Origin of the sequence: Corynebacterium sp. MSK150 (genome assembly GCF_030229215.1) — a bacterium.
In the GTDB taxonomy this organism is placed as follows: Bacteria; Actinomycetota; Actinomycetes; order Mycobacteriales; family Mycobacteriaceae; genus Corynebacterium.
In genome coordinates, this window is sequence record NZ_JASPHM010000006.1 from 1 (window position 1) to 19743 (window position 19743).

Here is a 19743-nt window from a genome sequence, read left to right on the forward strand (position 1 = left end):
CGCATCCTGGTCAAATTTTCTCGGCATATTCCAGATTTTCCCATCTACTCAAACGGAACAAAACCTGGGACACTTCAAGTCTACCTGTGTAATGCTGCGACTGCGGCTGTTGTAAGCGGACATGAAGCCACTTGGGTAAAAGCACTGAAGGTGGCGATAAATGTGGCTAAGCTTCATCCAGCAACCCGTGCTGCTCTTACTGTGGGGCATTTGGGGGCAGGCGCGTTCGTCTCAACACAGTGCTAGTAACCGTAGAATTTAAACTCAGGGATGGCCCCTGCATTTGTCTTGCAAAGGGTCATCCCTGAGTTTTGGTATTAGAGATGGTTATATAGTGTGGCCTTACCAACGCTGAACCTGCGCGCCACCTCAGACATCGAAACGCCGGCATCCACCCACTCCGCGCTTGGACAAGCTTCTCATCTGCGAGTGATTTTGCCCGGCCTTTATAAACCCCGCGAGCTTTTCTGAGCAATCCTTTCCGCCTGGCGCTCGCGAATAGTCGAGCGCTTAAACTCCATCACGCTGCCGAGGAAATAGGCATGGAAATCAAAGAATAGGTTTGCCCCTCTTACAGAAACTTCACCGAAATATCCCGATTGGTCAGGGCATCGACCAATCGGTGCAAATCAATTAACGAATGAGCCAGCCGATCCATGCTAGTCACCACAAGTTGGCCACCAGGGCGCACATAATTCAACGCCTCATCAAGCCCCGGACGTTCGGTAGATGAACGGCCAACAGTATCGGTGAAGATGCGAAGGCACTTCTCTTTCTTCATTGCTGCGGTTTGTCGTTCAAAGTTCTGTGTCGTGGACGGGGCTGACCCCATACGTCTCATCAATACTTAACTAAGTAGAAACAATATGAGTTCATATAAAGACATCACGACCTTCTCTACCTCCATGCTCGTCAAGTCTCTGGATACGTTGGAGATTTCTGCGGGAGAGGACAACGGTGACTGGGGTGCCCAATTTCCGCAAGGTGTTGCCATCTTCGTTCCCGAGGGTGAGTATTTCACTGTTCGCATTGAGTCTTTTTGAACAATCCCGTCGGATAAGAAACTGGTGGCAATGAACGCTATTAATGCGACGAATGACAACCTGGCTTTCAGCAAGGGTGTCTGGCCCCGGGAGTATAAACCATAACCCACAAGATGACGGTTTTGCTGGTTGATCGGCTCGGGGTATAGATCTACAGCGATATAGTTATATGCCACCTGGGAAAATCGATAAACCCGCAGGTTGAAGTGACTTCGGATGGGTAAATATGCGCAGTATTCGCTGAAGCCGTTGCAGCCAGTACCCGCTTTACTGCAGCGCGGAAGTTAGGCGCATGACGTTATCCACGTAGCGGCGGATGAAGCCGCGCCCATTCCACTCCTCAAGAGTCAGCTCGTGGCATACGGCGCGGTAGTTGGATACGAGCTGGTTGAACTGGTCAATGAGGTCGCCCTTGGCAACCAACATGGTGGACTCGTAGTTCAGGCCAAAAGAGCGCGGGTCCATATTGGAGGAGCCGAACATGCACAGCGGATCGCGGCCGGGGTCATCCGGGTCGGTGATGATGAACTTGGAGTGCAGCACAAAGGGGTAGGGGAATTGGTAGATGTGCACGCCCGCCTCTAGTAGGGCCTGGTAGTAGGAGGATTGGGCGTGGTTGACCATAAACTGGTCCGCCTTTGCCGATACATAAAGTTCCACGTCCACGCCGCGGTAGCAGGCGGTGGTCACGGCCTCCAGCAGGGATTCATCCGGGACGAAGTAGGGCGAGCACAGCACTAGCCGGTCTTTGGCGTGGTGTACCAAGGAGTTGAACATGCGCAGGTTTGGCTCAGTGGTATAACCAGGGCCGGAAGGGATTATCTGCAGGTGGTTGGCGTCGGCAGTCTGGGCGTCGTCATAAGGCAGCTCATCCAGCGGCAGGTTCTCGTCTGCCTCCAAGTACCAATCCACGGCAAAGACTGCGGACATGGACGTCACAATCGGCCCGGAAAGCTCCACCATGTAGTCAATCCAGTAGCGGTCCTTGGTCTTGTACTGGCGCTTAATCATATTCAGCGATCCGATAAAACCCACCTTGCCATCAATGATCACCAGCTTGCGGTGATTACGCAGGTCCGGTCGGCGGAAGCGGCCCTTGTGCAGCTGGATGGGCAACATGAGGTGCCAGTCGACGCCAATTTCTGTCAGCCGCTTGCCCAGCGTGAAATAGCCTTTGTATTTGAAGCTGCCGATCTGGTCCAAGAGCAGGCGAACTTTCACGCCGCGGGCGGTAGCCCGGCGCAGCGACTCAAAGAAGACGTCTGTGGTCTCATCCCAGGACTGGATGTAGATCTCGATGGATACGTATTTTTCGGCGCGGTCAATAGCGGCGGCAATGGCGCGGATGGACTCGTCATAATCCGCGTGCAGGCCAAGGTTGTGGCCCACCAACGCCGGGAATCCGGTTAGTTCACGGTTGAGTCTGATGACAGATTCGACTTCGGCCGAAAGGACCCCTTGTGGGTGGTCCGGGGTGCGGGCCGTGACGTTTTCAATCTGCTCATTTGCTCGCTGCTGGATGCGGTGGCGGCGCCGGTTGATATATGGCGAGCCCATGAGCAAAAACAGCGGCAGGCCGATAAAGGGCAGCACCAGAATGGCCAATAGCCACGCGGTGGAACTGGAAGGCCGACGGCCCTCGGGCACGAAACCAACGGCAATAATCTTGATGCCGTAATCCAGGATCAGGAATACGAGCTGCCAGAAGCTGAGATCAAGAGACCAGGACATTTATCGCACGGAATCGAAATCGGGCAGATCATAATCTGCGAGAAGCGGGCAGTGATCGGAGGTTTTATCTCCGGCGCGCTCGACCATGTCTACCTGTGCGCCGGTCACGTGTTGGGCAAGCGGGGCTGAAGCCAACTGGAAGTCGATGCGCATGCCTTCGTTCTTCTGGAATCGCATGCCCTTGTAATCGAAGTAGGTATAGCGCTGGTCCTCCGTGAACCGGCGGGTGACCTCTTCGAGCCCGGCTTCTTCCAGCATTTGGAACGCGGCGCGCTCTGGTTCGGTGACGTGCGTCTTGCCTCGGAAGGCCTCTATATCCCAGACGTCCTCATCACGCGGGGCAATATTGAAATCACCGGTCATAAGCAGCTTGGACTGCGCATGATTTTCCGCATAGCGCGCCAAGTGATAGAGAAAGTCCAGCTTGTAGTCATAATGGCGATCCGTGATCTCGCGGCCGTTGGGTACGTAGAGAGACCAGATTTCTACGCCACGGATGCGAGCCCCTAGCGCTCGGGCCTCACGGTCCTGCGGCTTTTCCGGATCCTTGGAAAAGCCCGGCTGGCCCGGAAATCCGATAAAGACCTCCTCGGGCTCTTCCTTGGACACAATGGCCACGCCGTTCCACTGGTTGAGCCCGTGACAGGTGACATGTAGGCCCGCGTCCTCGAAGGCCTCGCGTGGAAACTTATCGTCTTTCACCTTAGTTTCCTGCAGGCACAAAACATCGATGTCGTGCTTGGAGATAAGGTCCAGTGCCCGCTGTGTGCGGGTACGAACGGAGTTAATATTCCACGTGGCGATGCGCATGCCACATAGGTTACCTGGGTAGTGAGTCAAGCTCACTACCCAGCCCACAAGGAATCTGCGGGCAGTCCCATAAGGCTCACTACCCAGCCCACAAGGAGTCAGCGGGCAGTCCCATAAGGCTCACCGCCCCAGACCGGGGAAGGACGCAGCGCGGGGCTCAGTCCCGCAGGCGGGCGAAGATGCGGCGGTGTTGCTCGATGAAGCCGAGCCTCTCAGCCAGCCGCACTCCTGCGGTATTGGACGCCGGCACGGTGAGGTAGGCGTGTTCGGCGCCGTTGTCGTGGCCCCAGTGCAGCAGGTGCTGGAGTGTGAGCGTGCCGTACCCGCGGCGGCGGAAGTCCTCGGCCACTTCGATGGAAGAAAGACCCAGCCACGTGGTGCCATCGCCGGATTCGCTCAGGGTGCCGCGGGCAATGGCGATGGTCTCGCCATCGAGGACTAGGCGGCCAAAGCCGAGCGTTCCCTCGACGTGGGCGTCAAGACTCTGCAACGCCTCGGCAGGAAGGGCCTCGGTGTGGGATTGATACATCGCCAGCCACTCGTCGTCGGGCTGGGCGGTGAGGTGGAAGGTGGGGGAGGAAGAGGGGGCGTCGGCAAGCGAGGGCAGATCCCGCAGGACCATGGCGAGGATCTCTGGCTCGGTCTCCCAGGCGGGGTCGGCGAGCAGGCGCTCAGCCGGCTTGCCAATGCGCTCCGGGACTAGCAGGCGCACCGGAAGATCGTGGCGGGCGTAGAAGGCCTTAATCTCCTCCAGTGGCACTGGTGTAAAACCGGCCGAAGGCCCCACGGGCACGGCCGAGTTGGAGTGGCCGGAAACCCCGTCGCTCGCGCGCAACAGCCAGGAACCGTCGCTGGTCCAGGCGTGGTCTGTGCCGGGGAAAGCCGCGGCCGCGGCAACCTCGACGGCGCGGATATCGGAATTGCGGACCATACGCGGAGAGAGCCGCTTGATGATCTTCAGCTGCTCTGGCGGGATCTCCACCGCATCTAAGTCGGAAGGGTAGCCGCCGACCTCCTGCGGGCGAATGACCAGCGGATTGAGGCTGAGCACGTGCCCAATGACATCGCTATGGACGCCGCCGAAGTCGCGCCGGGCCACCACGCGCTCGCCTACCTGGACGGCATCGGAGCGGAAAATGCGAGACATTAGTCGTCGTGGCCGAAGGGATCGGCGTCCTCACCCGGTACCCAGGAATAGCCCGGCTCAGTCCAACCATTGCGCTTGATGGCTTTTTTGGCCTGGCGCTTATAGCGGCCGATGAGGGTATCGGTGTAGAGGAAGCCATCGAGGTGGCCGGTCTCGTGCTGCAGGCAGCGGGCGAAAAAGCCATAGCCCTCGACGGAAATGTCATTACCGTTCTCGTCCTTGCCGGTCACGCGCGCCCAGTCGGCGCGGCCGGTGGGAAAGCCCTCGCCCGGCACGGAGAGGCAGCCCTCGTCATCGGAGCCGTCGTCGGCAGGCATGGTCTCTGGAATCTCGGAGGTCTCCAGCACGGGGTTAATAACGCAGCCCTTGCGCATGCCCGCCTCCTCGGACGGCAGCTCGGTGCCATTGGGGCCGTCCGTATCGGGGCAGTGGTAGACAAAGAGGCGCTTGCCAATTCCTACCTGGTTAGCGGCCAAACCTACGCCATTGGCGGCGTCCATGGTTTCATACATGTCTGCAATGAGCTGCTGCATTTCCGGGGTGGAAATCTCGGATTCTTCCACCGGTTGGGTGGGTTCATGAAGCACGGTCTCGCCGTGGATAACGATGGGGCGAATAGTCATGTCTTACAGTTTAGGCATGAACCCCTTGTCTGACCTAGACGCCGCCATTTTGGACTTCGAGGAAACCGCGCCGCGCAGCATCGGCCGCAAGGAAGAGGCTATCCGCGCGCAGCTGGACATCTCCCCGGTGCGCTACCACCAGCGCCTTAACCTGCTTCTCGACGCCCCCGCGGCCGCCCAATCCCATCCCCTCCTGGTTGCACGGCTGCGCCGGCTGCGCGAAGAACGGGAAAACACGCGGCGCGCCGCGCGGGGAAATCCCCCATCTAGTTAGTATTGGATACTAGTGTTACGTATGTGACTAATGTGAATCCGGAAAATTCAACCGACAAGGTATCCGACGAAACCCGCGCCGGCTCCGCTGCCGGTGCGTCTGCTTCCCGCGCAGCTAAGCGCCCCGCTGGTGGTGGCGCGCACGCTAAGAAGGGCGGGCTGCCGCTGCGTGGCCTGGCTATGGTCCTCATCGCCGTGGCCGTCATGCTCGGACTCTGGGCTTTGTACTCCATGACCTCGGGAGACGATGATTCCACCGTTGCCTCCGAGAGCAAGCAGGAAAACTCCACCGGTTCCACCATCGGTGCCGCGCCCGAAAGTTCTGCTGGCCCCGACGCCGCAGGATCCCGTGCCCCTGGCTCTTCCGAAGGTGCTAGCGCCCCTGCTCCCGCACCGGCGCCCGCACCAGGTGAAGGCGATGCTGCAGGCGACTCGGCCGCTTCCGGCGCTGCCGATGAGGGGGCCGCGGCCGAGGGAGATGCTGCCGCAGGTGAAGAAAACGCCCACTCCGCCGCGCGCGACCGCAACGATATTAAGGTCAGCGTTCTCAATAACTCCGGCGAGGTAGACAAGGCCAAGAAGGAAGCCGATTCCCTCAAGGGCGGAGGCTTCAAGGTTGGCTACGTGGGTAACCTGCCTGGCGATGTCCTCACCGTTCCAAAGACCACCGTCTTCTTCCCAGAAGGTGATACCTCCGCTGAAGCGCTGGCTAAGGAAGTAGCCGCTCGCTACCAGGCTGATGTCGCCCCGATGAATCGCGACCTGCCTAAGGAAGCAACCGATGACGGTGCCGTCGTCGTCGCTCTGGCGGTACCGCAGGCCTAAGCAAGCCGCGCACCTGATTTAGAGTCCAAGGCCATCCGGCCGAAGAGCAAGCACCATAGTTCTTCGGCCGAACGCCTTGGACTTTTGTGATCTGAACGTTTCCGCGCCCGCACGTCCGCCGGTGTGAACAGGTTAAATAAAATTCACGCTTTAATACCTGTCACCCGTTAAGCTGAATGGGTGAAGATCCCGGCAGAACAATTCGCCCGCTCTCCCGAACCAACGCTCGGCGTGGAATGGGAGGTGGCGCTCGTGGACCGCGATACGCGCGACCTTGTCCCGCGCGGCGCGGAACTCATTGACCTCGCCACTGCAGCCCACCCCGAGATTCATCTGGAAAAGGAATTCCTCCAGAACACGGTGGAGCTGGTCACCGGCGTCTGCCATACCGTGCCGGAAGCCATCGCTGACCTGAACACTTCCCTGAAAGCAGTGGAAGAAGCAGCCGATAAACTGGGCGTAGACGTCTGGGCCTCTGGTGGCCACCCGTTTACGGACTTCCGGGAGAACCCGCTTTCGGATAAGCCCAGCTATCAAGAAATCATCGCGCGCACCCAGTACTGGGGCAAGCAGATGCTGCTATGGGGCACGCACGTGCACGTGGGCGTTAGCCACGAGGACCGCGTATGGCCCATCATCAATGCGCTAATGACCAAGTACCCCCACCTGCTAGCCATTTCTGCGTGCTCGCCTGGGTGGGAGGGCCTTGATACCGGCTATGCCTCCAACCGCACCATGCTGTACCAACAGCTGCCCACCGCAGGCATGCCGTACCAATTCCGGGATTGGGCCGAGTGGCAGTCCTATATGCGCGACCAAGCCATTTCCGGTGTCATCAATCACACCGGTTCCATGCACTTTGATATTCGGCCGGCTTCCAAGTGGGGCACGGTGGAGGTGCGCGTCTCTGATGCGACGTCCAACCTGCGCGAGCTGTCCGCCATCGTGGCGCTTACTCACTGCTTGGTGGTCTATTACGACCGGCTTATCGACGCCGCGGAGTCCCTCCCCATCCTGCAGCCCTGGCACGTAGCAGAAAATAAATGGCGCGGTGCCCGCTACGGCATGGACGCGCTAGTGATTACCTCCCGCGAGACCGATGAGGCCTGGGTCAAAGACGAGCTAGCAGAGATGGTGGACGAGCTTACCCCCATCGCGCGCGAGCTGGGATGCGTCAACGAGCTCAAACTCATCCACGACATTATCGATGGCGGCGCCGGCTATGAGCGGCAGCGCCGCCTTTTCAAAGAGACCGGCAGCTGGCGCGAGGTGGTCGAGGAGACCTGCCGCGAGCTGCACACCTTCCGCCCGCTCTAAAGCGGCGGGCAGGCTGGCCCGGGGGCCTAGTCCTCAGGGCGTGAGTGGCGACCGTAGGCCGGGGTATCGGGGATATCGGTGATGTCCTGGGCCGCCGGGAACGCGCGCGTTTCCGGCCCTACCGCGGGCATTTCTGCCGTTTCATCGCTGACGGGTTGCGCTGCCCGTGAATGCCCCTGGCCCCCACGGCTTGTAGCTGCGGTATTAAACGAGCGCACTGGGCGTGCTCCGGCCTCCGCGCCAGCGGGCTGCGCAGGCAGGTGGTGGCGGCCCGGGGCGGGCGCTTCCTCTTCCGGCTGGGTGCCAGGGATAAAGCCCCACACCGCGTAGAAGGCGATGAAGAGGACACCGGCGCCGGTGAAGGCCAACATTCCCCATGGCTGCAGATCCCAGTGGTTGAGTGAACGGCTAGCCGCAGACAGCCACACGGGGGCGGAGATGAACGGCATGGTCACCGCGCACATAGCGAGCACCGACACGAGGCCAGCGACCTGCGCGCCGAGGAAACCGTGCAGACGCTTGCCCAGACCCTGGTTGACGGCAACCAGCACGACGACGGCCAGCGGCACCGTCCACACCCAGTGGTGGTACCAAGAGAAGGGGGAGACCAAGCAGGAGCTGATTCCGGCAAGCGCGAGTGCGGCGGAATTATTGCGGTGCTTCATCGCGGTGCGCAGCGCCAGGCAGGTCAAAATGAAGACCACGACCACGGCAGCGAGCCAGATCCAGCCGCCATCAATGCCCCAGGCGCGGACCATCACCGAGCGAATCGACTGCGCGCCAGGGTTGGTGTGCTCGCCCACGCGGGAGGACTTAAAGATAGCGTCGGTCCAGAAATCGGCGGCATCCGGAATGGTCACGAAACCAATGGCCACGGTTACCGCGAACGTAAGGATGGCGATGATCGCTTGCCACCAGCGCTTCTGGAAGAGCAAGACCAGACCCATATAGGCCGGGGTGAGCTTCATACCCGCGGCCAAACCAATGCCGATGCCCGGCAAAGCGCGTTTGCGCGGCAGAATATCCAAGGCCACTAGCAGCATAAGGAAGATGTTGATCTGGCCAAAGAATAAGGTGCCGTGCACCGGCTCATTCGCCGGGGTGCAGCACAACAAGAGGATGCCCAACAGCCACATTGCCGGGGAGAGCTTGAGGCCGCGCTCGCGCAGGACCAGCATGATGACCGTGAACAAGGCGAGGGCGGTGCCGCCCTGCCAAAGGAGGATCAGGGGGGCGTCGTCAAGCGAGGAAAGCCACGTGAAAAGGGTGCCGGAAAAGGGCGGATAGGTAAAAGGCAGGTTGCCGATATAGGCGTTATCGTAGAGGTCCGCGCCTTGGGCCACCTCACCGCCGGCGAGCCAATAAATCTTCAGATCCAGGGGAACGCGCCACACAAAGGCGCTATTGCCATCGAAGATGCTGAAGCGGTAGACGATGACGCCGATGAGAGCGGCGAGCAAAGTCACCATAGTGGGAAGCCCATAAAGCTTTTTCACGGTGAAAAGCGTCTCCTACTTGCGGCGCAGCGACTTCGCGGCGGGTCGGTCGTTGCGGGACATGGATTCCTCGGTGCCGTACAGGCCCTCACGGCGTGCAATACGCGAGGTGCGCTGCGCGGTTACCGGGCTAGTGAACATGGCAAACAGTACCAGCAAAACGAGTATTCCTAAATCCCCGCGCTCGGCAACGCTGAAGGATTCCGCGCCCGTGATGCGGATGATGGCACCAAGGATCGTCAGGATAAGGCCGGTGGTTTGCGGCTTGCTTACCGCGTGTACGCGCGACATCGTGTCCTTGAAGCGGGCGATGCCGATAGCCGCGGCCAAGGTGAGGACGCTGCCGCCGATTATCAGGATGAGCGAGAGCACATCTGCAATAAAAGACCAGCTCATTGGCTATCCCTCTTCCTAAACCTGGTGACGGATACGGTGGAGATGAATCCCAGCAGCGCAATGACCAGCATGGCTGAGACCACGGTGGTATTAAGCGACCAGCACATATAGGTAGCCAGCGCGCACTGGAACATCGCGGTAAAGCCATCCATGCCCACCAAGCGGTCCAGGGAATTGGGGCCGGTGACAATGCGCCAGACGGTGATGAGGAAGGAGACCACCAGCAGCGCGGCGGCCACCAGCAAAATCGCGTTATAGATCTGCGGATCCATTAGGGGTGGCTCCTTTCAAAGATGTCGATGAATGAGGCTTCAAGGTGGGCCACGGCACCGATTTCGCGCTGAATCTGGGCCTCATCGCGGGCGTCCAGGATATGGACGGTAATCATGCGGTTTGCAATGTCGATATCGGTCACCGTGCCGCCTGGCTGCAGGTTATACAGCGTTACGGCCAGGGAGAGTACGAACTCATTATCCAAGCGCATGGGCAGCTCCAAGATGGCGGTCTTGGGCACCGGCTGCGGGCGCACGGCCAGCCAGCCCACCTTGAGTGAGGCGTAGAACAACTCCCAGAACCAGCGGAGCATGAACGCAATGAGCTTGCCCCAAGAGACGTCGATGCCGGTAATGGGCATGGCCGGCAGCGGCAGGGCAAAGACGATAACGGTGCCGATGAGGAGTCCGGCCACCACATTGCCCACGGTGATCTCTCCCATGAGCATGCACCACATGATGGTCAGCCAGACGATGAACCACGGGCGGAAGCGGTGGCGCAGGCCGGAAAAGCGTGCGTTAGTCATCGCTAATATCCTTCCTCTTAGCGGCGTCTGGTGTCTTTACAGTGCCGGAGTGGGAATCGCGGCCGCCGGCTTCTGGGTCGGTGCGGGCATCTAGTCCTGGCTGGGCGGGCGGCTCCGCATCCTGGGAGGGATGCCGGCGATTTTCATAGGAATCCGCTCCGCCGGTGTAGCGCTCTTTCTGGTTGAGGTGGCGGGTGGGGTCATCCGCGCGGTCGCCCAAGACCGCGTATTGATAGATGGACGTGTCCTGCGCGGATTCGGCAGCGCGTGAGGTCACGCCGGACATTGGGCCGGCCAGAAAGGTAATGGAGGTAGACGCGGCCACCAGCAGAGTAGTAGAGGCGATCATGCCAAAAGGCACCCTGCCCACATCCTGGCGGGAGGAAAACTCGACCTCATCGGTGATATCGGAAAGCGGGGCCGGGCGGGCGAGCGCCACGTTACCTTCCGGAGCATCGGCGCGGTCGCGTTGGAAGCCTTTAGCCCATACCAGCATCATGACGTAGAGAGTCAGCAGCGAGGTGACCACGGCACCGACGATGAGTACCCACGCCATCCAGGAACCCTCATTCGCACCGGCTTGCAGCAAAATGATCTTGCCCAAGAAACCGGAGAACGGCGGGATGCCGCCCAGATTAATGGCTGGAATGAAGTACAAAATTCCGATAAGCGGGGCCGAGTACATCAGCGAACCCAAGCGGCGCAGCGACGAGGTGCCGGCCTGGCGCTCAACGAGTCCGACCACGAGGAATAGCGCAGTCTGGACCAGAATGTGGTGTACGGCGTAGAAGATGGCGCCGGAAAGCCCCTGGGCGGTACCGAGCGAGACGCCGAAGATCATGTAGCCAATGTGGCTGACCAGGGTAAAGGACAAAAGGCGTTTAATATCGGACTGCGCAATCGCGCCTAGGATGCCTACCAACATTGTGGCTAGGGCAACCCACATGAGCACGGTATCGAGCCCACCGGCAGTAAAGACGGAGGAGCGGGCGCGGATGATGGCGTAGACACCCACCTTGGTCAACAGGCCGGCGAAGACGGCCGTGACAAGCGATGGCGCCGTGGGATACGAGTCCGGCAGCCAGGCGTCTAGTGGGACCACTGCTGCCTTAATGCCAAAGGCGACGAGCAGCGTGGCAAAGATCGCGGTGCGGGTGCCTTCCGGAATGTCCTGCATCCTCTGGCCAACCTGCGCCATATTCACGGTGCCCACAGACGAATACACAAAGCCCAGCGCGAGCAAGAAAATCATCGACGAGGCCATGGACACCATCACGTAGCCCACACCAGCGCGCACGCGGCCAGCCGAGGCACCCAAGGTTAAAAGCACATAGGATGCCACGAGGAAGACCTCGAAGCCCACGTAAAGGTTGAAGAGATCGCCGGCCAAGAAGGAGATGTTTACGCCCATGGTCAGCAGCATGTAGGTGGGCAAGAAGACTGCCACCGGCTCGTCCTTGGTGCCATCGCGCACGCCCTGGGAGATGGCGTACCAAATGACAGAAAAGAGCACCACGGAAGAGGTAAAAAGCATCACCGCAGAGAGGCGATCCGCCACAAGCGTGATGCCCACTGGGGCGTCCCAGCCACCCACCTGCAGTGTTTGGATGCCCTCAAAATCCGCAATGAGGATCAACATGGCGTTGACTATCGCCGTTATAAGCAGCGAGAAAAATACGATTTGGCGCTGCGCATTGGGCACGCGGGAAAAGATCAAGGCGAGCGCTGCGGCTACCGCCGGGATGATAATGGGCAGGGGAATGAGGTAGCCGATGTAGGGAAAGAGGGCATCGACAAGCGGTTGCATGGTCTCACTCATCGCGGGCCCCCTTTACAGGCTCCTCAAAGGACTCTGGACCGAAGTTATCGCCTTCCTTGGTTGCCCTGCCCGTAGTGGGATCGTTGGAGGCATCGTGATCCGGGCTTGCGGCCGCATTGCCGGGGCGTGCAGCCTTGGCGGCAATGGCGGTATCCTCCGCGTCATCCTCAATGACATCGTCCGTGCGGTAGCGGTACTGGCGGTAGGCCAAGGTCAGTATGAAGGCTGTTAGCGCCATGGAAATGACGATGGCGGTAAGGATCATTGCCTGGGCGAGGGGGTCTGCAATCTCGGCGCCATACGGTTCCGATTCGCGGCCATCGATGGGCGGGGAACCGGCCGAGCCGCCTGCCTGGAGCAAGAAAAGGTTGGCTCCATTGCCCAAAAGCAATAGGCCCAGCAGCATTTTGGTCATGGCGCGGTCTAGCAGCAGGTAGATGCCCGCGGCTACAAGCACGCCGGCGGCGAGCAGGAGGAAGAGGTTGGCTTCCATTTACTTCTCCTTTCCTGTCGTAGCGGCTGTGCTTGCCGTGGTGGCTTGTTTCTTTTCCTTGCGTTGCGCCCGTTGCGCCTTTTGCTTGGCGGTGCGTTGGCGTTGCTGTCGGGCCAGCGAGCGGGCGCGGTCGCGGGCGCGCTGCTTACGCATATCCTCTTCCTCATCTAGCTTCGCGCCCAAGGAACTGAGTATGTAGAGCGTAAGGCCGATGACAATGAGGTAGACGCCCGCATCAAAGACCAACGCTGAAGGCAGCGATACCGCGCCGATGAGCGGGATCTCTGGTGAGGTATACCCGCTGGTTAGCGGCGGGTGGCCAAAGAACATTGGGGCCACCACGGCCACCGCGGATAGGAAGAGTCCGGTACCCATGGTGCGGCCGGCGTCGATAGGCAGGGTTTCATCCAGCTCTGCACGCCCGCCAGCCAGGTAGCGCAGGATAAGAGCCAGCGCGGCGACGAGGCCACCGGCGAAGCCGCCGCCCGGCGCATTATGGCCCGCGAAGAAGAAATAGAAGGAAATCGCGACCATAGACGGGAAGAGCACGCGGGTAGAGACATCGATCATCAGCGAGCGGTTGAGCGCTTGCTCTGATTCCACGCCGGCCGCCAGCCAGCGCCGCCCAGTAACTTGCAGGGTGGGGCGGCGGCTCGCGCGGGCGAAGGACTGGGTGCGATAAATCAGAGAGGCCACGCCCAGCGCAGCGATGATAATGACGGTGATCTCGCCAAAGGTATCCCATGCGCGCAGGTCCACCAGCAAGACATTGACGGTATTGGCGCCGTGGCCAATCTCCTTGGCCAGATCCGGCATGAACTCAGAGATGGGCTTGGACTGGCGCGCGTTGATGGCAAACATCGCCACCACGGTTACCGTCAGGCCCGTGCCCACCGAAAGCCACGCGCGTAGGCGCCCCATTTTGGGATCCTGCTTCCACTCGGTGGAGGCCGGCATGCGGCGCAGCACCAGCATGAAAAGTACCATCACGATGGTCTCTGTCAGCAGCTGGGTAAGCGCCAGATCCGGAGCGCCATGCAGCGCAAAGATGAAGGAAAGCGTATAGCCGGTTACGCCAACGATAATGACGGCGGACAAGCGATTATCGGTTACCGTAGCGGCCACAGCGGCCACCATGATGATGAAGGCGGCCACTACCTGCCAAGGATTTTCCGCCACGATCATGCGGATATCGGTGAGGTCACCTTTAATGAGCATGGTTAGCGGTAGCAGCATCAACGTGGCAAAGATGACCGTCAAGTTCAGCTGCAGGGAACCGCGTTGCGTGGTTGCCGTCGTGCGCAGCGAGAGCTTGCGCAGATGAGCGATGACCGAATCATAGGCATCATCCGCATTGCCCAGAGCGGGGTAGGAGAATTGCCATTTTTCTAGCACCTGCCGTTGCCAGTGCAGGATGATACCGGCAACGATGATGAGCGCCGAGAGGCCCAGTGCCACGTTAAAGCCATGCCACAATGCCAGTTCGCTATGTGGCTTGGGGTCGAAGGTGGAATTGAGGTGTTGGTCAAAGGCTGCCGAGAGTGGCTTGGGGAATACGCCGAGCGCCACGGTCAAGGCGGTGAGCACGGCGGGGGAGAGCCAAAGCCCGATGCTGACGGGATGCATCTTGGCGACGGCCTCTGCTGGCTCCGCGCCATTAATCTCCTTCTTTGTGGCGAAGGCGCCCCACAGAAAGCGCAGTGTATAGGCCATGGTGAGGATGGAACCGATGACGTAGGCCACCAGCATCATGTTGCGCGGCATGCCTGCTAGAAGCTCCTCATGCATGGTGGCCTCCAGCACTGCCTCCTTGGCCACGAAGCCAAAAAGGGGCGGCACGCCGGCCATGGAAAAACCAGAGATGATCGCAATGCCGAAGAGGAACGGCTCCTTGCGGCCCAAGCCGGAAAGCTTGGTGATGTCCCTCGTGCCCGAGCAGTGGTCGATAGTGCCGACGACCATAAAGAGTGCCGCCTTAAATAGCGAGTGCGCAAAGGTCAGCGCGAGCCCAGCCTGCATGGCCTCGCGCGAGCCCACGGCCGCGATGGAGGTGATAAAACCCAGTTGGGAGACGGTGCCATAGGCCAATACCAGTTTGAGGTCGCGCTGCTTGAGCGCCATCCATCCGCCCAGAAGCATGGTAAATACGCCAAGGGAAATGACCACCACATGCCAAGTGGCGACCTCATACATTGAGGGGGCCAAGCGCGCGACCAAGTAGATTCCGGCCTTTACCATCGCTGCTGAGTGCAGGTAGGCCGAGACCGGCGTCGGTGCCGCCATGGCTCCGGGCAGCCAGAAGTGTGCCGGCACGATGGCGGACTTAGTGAGCGCGCCGACCAAGATGAGCACGATAGCTACCGTCACGTAGGGCGTCTGCGCAAAGTCTTCGTAGGCCGCGATTTCGCTAAAAGTCCACGCCCCAGTCTGCCGTCCGAGCAAGATGATGCCCATGAGCATGGATAGCCCGCCTAGGGCGGTGACCATGAGCGCTTGCTGTGCGGCTCGGCGGGATGAGGCACGCTCCGCGTAGTAGCTGACCAAGAGATAAGACAGCACGGAGGTGATTTCCCAAAACACATACATCAGCAGGAAGCTATCCGCGGCCACCAGCCCAAACATGGCGGTGGCAAAGCCCACCATTTGTGCGGCGAACATCGCTAAGCGCCGCCGCGTGCCATCGAAATAGCCCCAGCAATACACCAGTACCAGTGCGCCCATGCCCAAGATGATCAGGCTAAAAAGGGCACCCAAACCGTCCAGATGCAGGTCAAAACTTAGGTTCGCGGACGGCATCCAAGCCACGGTGTAGTTCACACCACCGCCGTCCTTGAACGTTCCGCGTAGAAAATGCGCGAGTGTCCATATGAACCCAGCGGCGGGAACTAGTGCCAGAATGCCAAAAGTCGGGCGCCCCATCCGCATGATGAGTAGCGGTGCGGCCACGGTTGCGGCGATGAGAGCACCCAGAAGTAATAGCACGTTGGTTTCTGCGCTCCTTATGGTTGTGTCAAGTTCTCTTGCCCCGCTGCCGCGAATACCACAAACGCCACAACTGCTGAGAGGCGAGAACATTCACATGCCGCGCGCCGCTGAGTACGCTGCGGCGGCACGATGCAAGCAACATGGCCGAGCGCGGGGCCAACTTTTTGCCACTTTACCGGTTTTTCTACGACTTCGAAAGGATTATTTTTATGGGCTGTATTATATGGTGCCATTTCGCGGCAGAAAGAAACCCCGCACCCAAGGTGCGGGGTAAGCCGCGCTAACCGCGGCGGCAGGCAGGTCCCGGGCTGGACCCGGGGTTTCAGTCTTAGGCGTAGCGCTGCAAGAAGAGCGCTTCTGCGGCAGCGATGTTTTCGATCTCGGTGGGATCGACGGACTCATTGGCGGAGTGGATGGTGCACTTTGGCTCCTCCACGCCGTAGAGAGCGATCTCCGCCTTGGGGTGAGCCTCTTGCAGCTCGGTGGTCAGCGGGATGGAACCGCCCATGCCCTGTGCGGCGGTGTCCGTGCCGTAGGACTCGGACAGGCACTCGCCCAGTAGCGCAGCGGCGGGCTTTTCTGGATCGGTGGCAAAACCGGCATTGGCCTCAAGCACTTCGGCCTTAACGTGGGCGCCCCATGGAGTGTGGGCGCGGAGGTGATCACAGACGGCGTCGGCAATCGCAGCGGCATCGGCACCGGCCGGAACGCGCAGGTTGAGCTGCGCGGAAGCGGTGGCGGGCACGGCGTTGACGGCTTCTGCCACCGGGGTGGAGGTAAAGCCAGTCACGGTAATAGCCGGGCGGGACCAAACCATGTTGGCCACCGGGGTGGCGCCGGCCGGGTCGTCTTCGCCCATGATCTTGGCGCCTTCCAGCAGCTGCGCATCGGCGCGGAAGGCCTCGGCCGGGTACTCCTGGCCGGACCACTCGGCGGTGGTATCCACACCATCGATAACGGTGCGGCCGTACTCATCGGACAGGGAGTCGATGGCGCGCATCAGCGCTTTGGCGGCATCCGGTGCCGCGCCGCCAAATTGGCCGGAGTGGACGGCGGAGGCCAAGGTATCGACCTGCACGCCAATCTGCGCGCCACCGCGCAGGGACGTGGTCAAGGTCGGCTGGCCCACAGCGGCGTTGCCCGCATCGGCGATGAGGATGGCGTCGGCAGCAAAAAGCTCTGGGCGATCCTTGATGAGCTGGGATAGGCCCTCGCCGCCGCGCTCCTCGGAGCCCTCGATGAGGTACTTCAGGTTCACCTTGGTACCACCGTTATTGTCCACCGCGCGCAGGGCGGCCAAGTGCATGGCCACATTGCCCTTGCAGTCGGCGGCGCCGCGGCCGTACCAGCGGGTGGAGCCATCAGCGGCCTCACGCTCGGTAAGGGTGAACGGATCGGATTCCCAAGCCTCGCGGTTGCCGGCCGGCACCACGTCATAGTGGGAGTACAGCAGCACCGTCTTGGCGCCCTCATCGCCCTTGCGCTCACCCAAGATGGCGGTGGAGCCATCGGCCGTGGTGATGGTTTCCACGCTCACTCCAGCCTCTTCCAGTGCGGATTTAACCCACTGGCTTGCGCCCTTGGCCTGGTCCTCCAAACCTTCCTCGTCGTGGACGGAGTTAAAGGCCACGAGCTCGCTGAGCTGGCGGAAAATGGTCTCGCGATCGTTGCGAATGCTTTCATTAAGTGCAGTCATGGTCTCTACGGTACCCGCCCGCCCCAAGCTATAGAGCAACCGGAATAGGAAAACGCTGGGGTGATGAACTAAAATTTATTCATTCCACCCTGTGCGGGTTCTGTCCGTTCGGATACAAACCGGGGTTAAAACCGGAGTGAAGCGGGCGAAAACGGGCGTTGCTGGCTGTAGCCTGCTACGCGGGGTGAGACAAGAAACTTTCATAGCCGAGAATAGAAAGGACCTGGCATGGCGAACGCATCATCCGCCGCAGGTTCCAAGGCCTCCTTGCCCGAGCTGACTCTGCGCGGCATCATTATCGGTGGCCTGATTACCCTCATCTTCACCGCTGCCAATGTGTACTTGGGCCTGAAGGTGGGCTTGACCTTTGCTACCTCCATCCCGGCCGCCGTGATTTCCATGGCGGTGCTGCGCCGGTTCAAGGGCCACAACATTAAAGAAAACAACATCGTGCAGACCATTGCCTCTGCCGCAGGCACCTTGTCCGCCATCATCTTCGTCCTCCCAGGCCTGGTGATGGTGGGGTATTGGCAGGGCTTTGGCTTCGTACAGACGGCCGGCGTGTGCATCATCGGCGGCGTGCTGGGCGTGATGTATTCCATCCCGCTGCGCCGCGCTTTGGTCACCGGCTCCGACCTGCCCTACCCGGAGGGCGTGGCCGCGGCCGAGGTCCTCAAAGTGGGCGACGAGAACGCCGATGGCGCCAGCCATGAGGAAAATGCCAAGGGTCTGCGCGTCATCGTCGCGGGCGGCATTACCTCGGCCGTCATGGCGCTGCTGACTGCGATGAAGGCCGCCGCCTCCGAGGTCACCGCCTATTTCAAGCTCGGCGCCGGCGCGACCACCTTGGGCACCAGCCTGTCCACCGCGCTTATCGGCGTGGGCCACCTGGTGGGCCTGCCGGTAGGCATTGCCATGCTGGTAGGTGTGGTGATTTCCTACTTCATTTTGCTGCCCATTTTCACCACCGGCGATATTACGGGCGCCACCGCGCTTGCCGACGTCGTCGATACCACTTTCTCCGATGACATCCGCTTCATCGGCGTGGGCACCATGGCCATTGCGGCCATTTGGACCCTGCTGAAGATCACCGCTCCCATTGCTGTGGGCATCCGCCAGTCCCTAGCCTCCTCGCGCGCCCGGAAGTCCGGCTCCGCCGTGGATGTCACCGAGCGCGATATTCCCTTCCCCTATGTCGCCACCACCATCATGGCGTTCATGGTGCCTATCGCGTTGCTGTTGTGGGACTTTGTGCGCGGTACCGATATTCACGACCACATGGCCGTGCTCATTACCGTCTCCGTCCTCTTTACCCTGCTGGTAGGCCTGATTATCGCCTCCGTGTGCGGCTACATGGCCGGCCTGATTGGTGCGTCTAACTCGCCAATTTCCTCCATTGGCATCATCGCCGTGCTCGCTGCCTCGCTGCTCATCGCGGCCGTTACCCGCGGCACCACTGCGGATCCTTTGTCTTTGGTGGCCTACACGCTCTTTACCGCGGCCATCGTCTTTGGCATTGCCACCATTTCCAATGACAACTTGCAGGACCTCAAGACCGGTCAGCTCGTCGGCGCTACTCCGTGGAAGCAGCAGGTAGCGCTCATTATCGGCGTGGTCTTCGGCTCCCTTGTTATCCCGCCGATTCTGCAGGTCATGCTCAATGGCTTTGGCTTCCAAGGCATGGAAGGCGCCGGCGAAGACGCCTTGGCCGCCCCGCAGGCCGCCCTGATGTCCTCCGTTGCCTCCGGCATCTTCGATAGCTCGTTGGATTGGAACCTCATCTTCATCGGCATGGCCATTGGCGCTGTCCTCATTATTATTGATGAGCTCCTGCGCAAGTTCACCGATAAGTACTCGCTGTCCCCGCTGGCCGCCGGCATGGGCATGTACCTACCGGCCGCCCTGACCATCGTCATCCCCATCGGTGCCATCTTGGGCACCTTCTATGACAAGTGGGCCGCGAAGCAATCCCACCCGGAGTTTGCCAAGCGTATGGGTACCCTCCTGGCCACCGGCCTTATCGTGGGTGAGTCCCTCTTTGGCGTGGTCAACGCCGGCATCATCGCCGTCGCTGGCGGCGAGAGCCCGCTGGAAATCTTCGAGGGCGGCACGTCTGCGACCATCGTGGGCGTGATCCTCTTTGTTATCGCGCTGACGTTCATCTACCGCTGGACCAAGCGCACGGTGAAGAGCTTCTAGTTTCTGATCCATTCCTTATATAATGGCGTCCCTTCGCGGGGGCGTCATTTTTTCTTGCAGTCACGGTAGGAGAGTGCCAGAATGGTCGTTA

General features: G+C 60.4%; 19 protein-coding genes. 6 read left to right on the forward strand and 13 right to left on the reverse strand.

The features are described from left to right. A partial coding sequence (locus QP941_RS04960; protein ID WP_284868218.1) for a hypothetical protein occupies positions 1-246 on the forward strand: 246 nt, incomplete at its 5' end. A 325-nt stretch (positions 247-571) separates the two neighbouring features. On the opposite strand, the gene QP941_RS04965 is transcribed toward QP941_RS04960, so the two are convergent. After that, positions 572-781 (reverse strand): recombinase family protein, encoded by a 210-nt coding sequence (locus QP941_RS04965; RefSeq protein WP_284868220.1) that lies wholly within the window; start codon positions 779-781, stop codon positions 572-574. 85 nt (positions 782-866) lie between these two features. On the opposite strand from QP941_RS04965, the gene QP941_RS04970 reads away from it, so the two are divergent. Then, positions 867-1043, forward strand: a complete 177-nt coding sequence (locus QP941_RS04970; protein ID WP_239228640.1) for a hypothetical protein — start codon at positions 867-869, stop codon at positions 1041-1043. A 267-nt stretch (positions 1044-1310) separates the two neighbouring features. Here QP941_RS04970 and cls read toward each other — a convergent pair whose 3' ends face one another. From cls to QP941_RS04990, 4 genes are all read right to left on the reverse strand, one after another. Further along, the gene (gene cls / locus QP941_RS04975; protein WP_284868221.1) at positions 1311-2774 is read right to left on the reverse strand and encodes a cardiolipin synthase; all 1464 of its coding nucleotides are present in this window, start codon (positions 2772-2774) and stop codon (positions 1311-1313) included. Then, positions 2775-3584: an exodeoxyribonuclease III gene (locus QP941_RS04980; RefSeq protein WP_284868222.1), complete on the reverse strand. Its 810-nt coding sequence runs from the start codon at positions 3582-3584 to the stop codon at positions 2775-2777. It abuts the gene before it with no gap. A 157-nt stretch (positions 3585-3741) separates the two neighbouring features. Next, complete coding sequence (locus QP941_RS04985) at positions 3742-4731, reverse strand: N-acetylglutamate synthase, CG3035 family (RefSeq protein ID WP_284868223.1); 990 nt, start codon at positions 4729-4731, stop codon at positions 3742-3744. After that, positions 4731-5354, reverse strand: coding sequence for a peptide deformylase (locus tag QP941_RS04990; RefSeq protein WP_239278272.1), 624 nt, complete (start codon positions 5352-5354; stop codon positions 4731-4733). The genes QP941_RS04985 and QP941_RS04990 overlap by 1 nt, the downstream gene beginning before the upstream one ends. Between QP941_RS04990 and QP941_RS04995 the strand changes: the two genes are divergently transcribed. The 3 genes from QP941_RS04995 to QP941_RS05005 all read left to right on the forward strand — a co-directional run bounded on the left by QP941_RS04995 (position 5353) and on the right by QP941_RS05005 (position 7769). Then, positions 5353-5628 carry a DUF3263 domain-containing protein gene (locus QP941_RS04995; RefSeq protein WP_284814485.1) on the forward strand — a complete coding sequence of 92 codons (276 nt, stop codon included), beginning with the start codon at positions 5353-5355 and terminating at the stop codon, positions 5626-5628. The two genes, QP941_RS04990 and QP941_RS04995, sit on opposite strands and share 2 nt — an antisense overlap. Before the next feature lie 23 nt (positions 5629-5651). Then, positions 5652-6452: a LytR C-terminal domain-containing protein gene (locus tag QP941_RS05000; protein WP_284868225.1), complete on the forward strand. Its 801-nt coding sequence runs from the start codon at positions 5652-5654 to the stop codon at positions 6450-6452. A 180-nt stretch (positions 6453-6632) separates the two neighbouring features. Continuing rightward, positions 6633-7769, forward strand: a complete 1137-nt coding sequence (locus tag QP941_RS05005; protein WP_284868226.1) for a glutamate--cysteine ligase — start codon at positions 6633-6635, stop codon at positions 7767-7769. 26 nt (positions 7770-7795) lie between these two features. Here the strand turns inward: QP941_RS05005 and QP941_RS05010 are convergent, their stop codons facing one another. The 8 genes from QP941_RS05010 to QP941_RS05045 form a co-directional block, all read right to left on the reverse strand. Continuing rightward, entirely contained in the window at positions 7796-9265 is a 1470-nt protein-coding gene (locus QP941_RS05010; protein ID WP_284868227.1) for a glycosyltransferase 87 family protein, read from the reverse strand. Between the two features lie 15 nt (positions 9266-9280). Then, complete coding sequence (locus QP941_RS05015; RefSeq protein WP_179387013.1) at positions 9281-9661, reverse strand: monovalent cation/H(+) antiporter subunit G; 381 nt, start codon at positions 9659-9661, stop codon at positions 9281-9283. After that, a complete protein-coding gene (locus QP941_RS05020; RefSeq protein WP_005325614.1) occupies positions 9658-9933 on the reverse strand; it encodes a monovalent cation/H+ antiporter complex subunit F in 276 nt (91 codons plus the stop codon). The genes QP941_RS05015 and QP941_RS05020 overlap by 4 nt, the downstream gene beginning before the upstream one ends. After that, positions 9933-10460, reverse strand: coding sequence for a Na+/H+ antiporter subunit E (locus tag QP941_RS05025; RefSeq protein ID WP_284868228.1), 528 nt, complete (start codon positions 10458-10460; stop codon positions 9933-9935). The genes QP941_RS05020 and QP941_RS05025 overlap by 1 nt, the downstream gene beginning before the upstream one ends. Then, complete coding sequence (locus tag QP941_RS05030; protein WP_284844472.1) at positions 10453-12279, reverse strand: Na+/H+ antiporter subunit D; 1827 nt, start codon at positions 12277-12279, stop codon at positions 10453-10455. Before QP941_RS05030 ends, QP941_RS05025 begins: the two co-directional genes overlap by 8 nt. Continuing rightward, positions 12272-12772, reverse strand: a complete 501-nt coding sequence (locus QP941_RS05035; protein WP_284767042.1) for a Na(+)/H(+) antiporter subunit C — start codon at positions 12770-12772, stop codon at positions 12272-12274. Before QP941_RS05035 ends, QP941_RS05030 begins: the two co-directional genes overlap by 8 nt. After that, positions 12773-15754, reverse strand: a complete 2982-nt coding sequence (locus QP941_RS05040; protein WP_284868230.1) for a Na+/H+ antiporter subunit A — start codon at positions 15752-15754, stop codon at positions 12773-12775. Positions 15755-16085: 331 nt separating this feature from the next. Next, entirely contained in the window at positions 16086-17453 is a 1368-nt protein-coding gene (locus QP941_RS05045) for a M20/M25/M40 family metallo-hydrolase (protein ID WP_284868231.1), read from the reverse strand. Between the two features lie 228 nt (positions 17454-17681). Between QP941_RS05045 and QP941_RS05050 the strand changes: the two genes are divergently transcribed. Beyond that, positions 17682-19652 carry an OPT family oligopeptide transporter gene (locus tag QP941_RS05050; protein WP_284868233.1) on the forward strand — a complete coding sequence of 657 codons (1971 nt, stop codon included), beginning with the start codon at positions 17682-17684 and terminating at the stop codon, positions 19650-19652. Positions 19653-19743: the final 91 nt, after the last annotated feature.

What these genes read in the sequence shown, in the direction of transcription:
- QP941_RS05025 (WP_284868228.1), bottom strand. Translation starts at nt 10,460, where the DNA reads ATGACTAACGCACGCTTTTCCGGCCTGCGCCACCGCTTCCGCCCGTGG.
- QP941_RS05045 (WP_284868231.1), bottom strand. Translation starts at nt 17,453, where the DNA reads ATGACTGCACTTAATGAAAGCATTCGCAACGATCGCGAGACCATTTTC.
- QP941_RS04965 (WP_284868220.1), bottom strand. Translation starts at nt 781, where the DNA reads ATGAAGAAAGAGAAGTGCCTTCGCATCTTCACCGATACTGTTGGCCGT.
- QP941_RS05020 (WP_005325614.1), bottom strand. Translation starts at nt 9,933, where the DNA reads ATGGATCCGCAGATCTATAACGCGATTTTGCTGGTGGCCGCCGCGCTG.
- cls (WP_284868221.1), bottom strand. Translation starts at nt 2,774, where the DNA reads ATGTCCTGGTCTCTTGATCTCAGCTTCTGGCAGCTCGTATTCCTGATC.
- QP941_RS05050 (WP_284868233.1), top strand. Translation starts at nt 17,682, where the DNA reads ATGGCGAACGCATCATCCGCCGCAGGTTCCAAGGCCTCCTTGCCCGAG.
- QP941_RS04990 (WP_239278272.1), bottom strand. Translation starts at nt 5,354, where the DNA reads ATGACTATTCGCCCCATCGTTATCCACGGCGAGACCGTGCTTCATGAA.
- QP941_RS05035 (WP_284767042.1), bottom strand. Translation starts at nt 12,772, where the DNA reads ATGGAAGCCAACCTCTTCCTCCTGCTCGCCGCCGGCGTGCTTGTAGCC.
- QP941_RS04985 (WP_284868223.1), bottom strand. Translation starts at nt 4,731, where the DNA reads ATGTCTCGCATTTTCCGCTCCGATGCCGTCCAGGTAGGCGAGCGCGTG.
- QP941_RS04995 (WP_284814485.1), top strand. Translation starts at nt 5,353, where the DNA reads ATGTCTTACAGTTTAGGCATGAACCCCTTGTCTGACCTAGACGCCGCC.
- QP941_RS04980 (WP_284868222.1), bottom strand. Translation starts at nt 3,584, where the DNA reads ATGCGCATCGCCACGTGGAATATTAACTCCGTTCGTACCCGCACACAG.
- QP941_RS05030 (WP_284844472.1), bottom strand. Translation starts at nt 12,279, where the DNA reads ATGAGTGAGACCATGCAACCGCTTGTCGATGCCCTCTTTCCCTACATC.
- QP941_RS05015 (WP_179387013.1), bottom strand. Translation starts at nt 9,661, where the DNA reads ATGAGCTGGTCTTTTATTGCAGATGTGCTCTCGCTCATCCTGATAATC.
- QP941_RS04970 (WP_239228640.1), top strand. Translation starts at nt 867, where the DNA reads ATGAGTTCATATAAAGACATCACGACCTTCTCTACCTCCATGCTCGTC.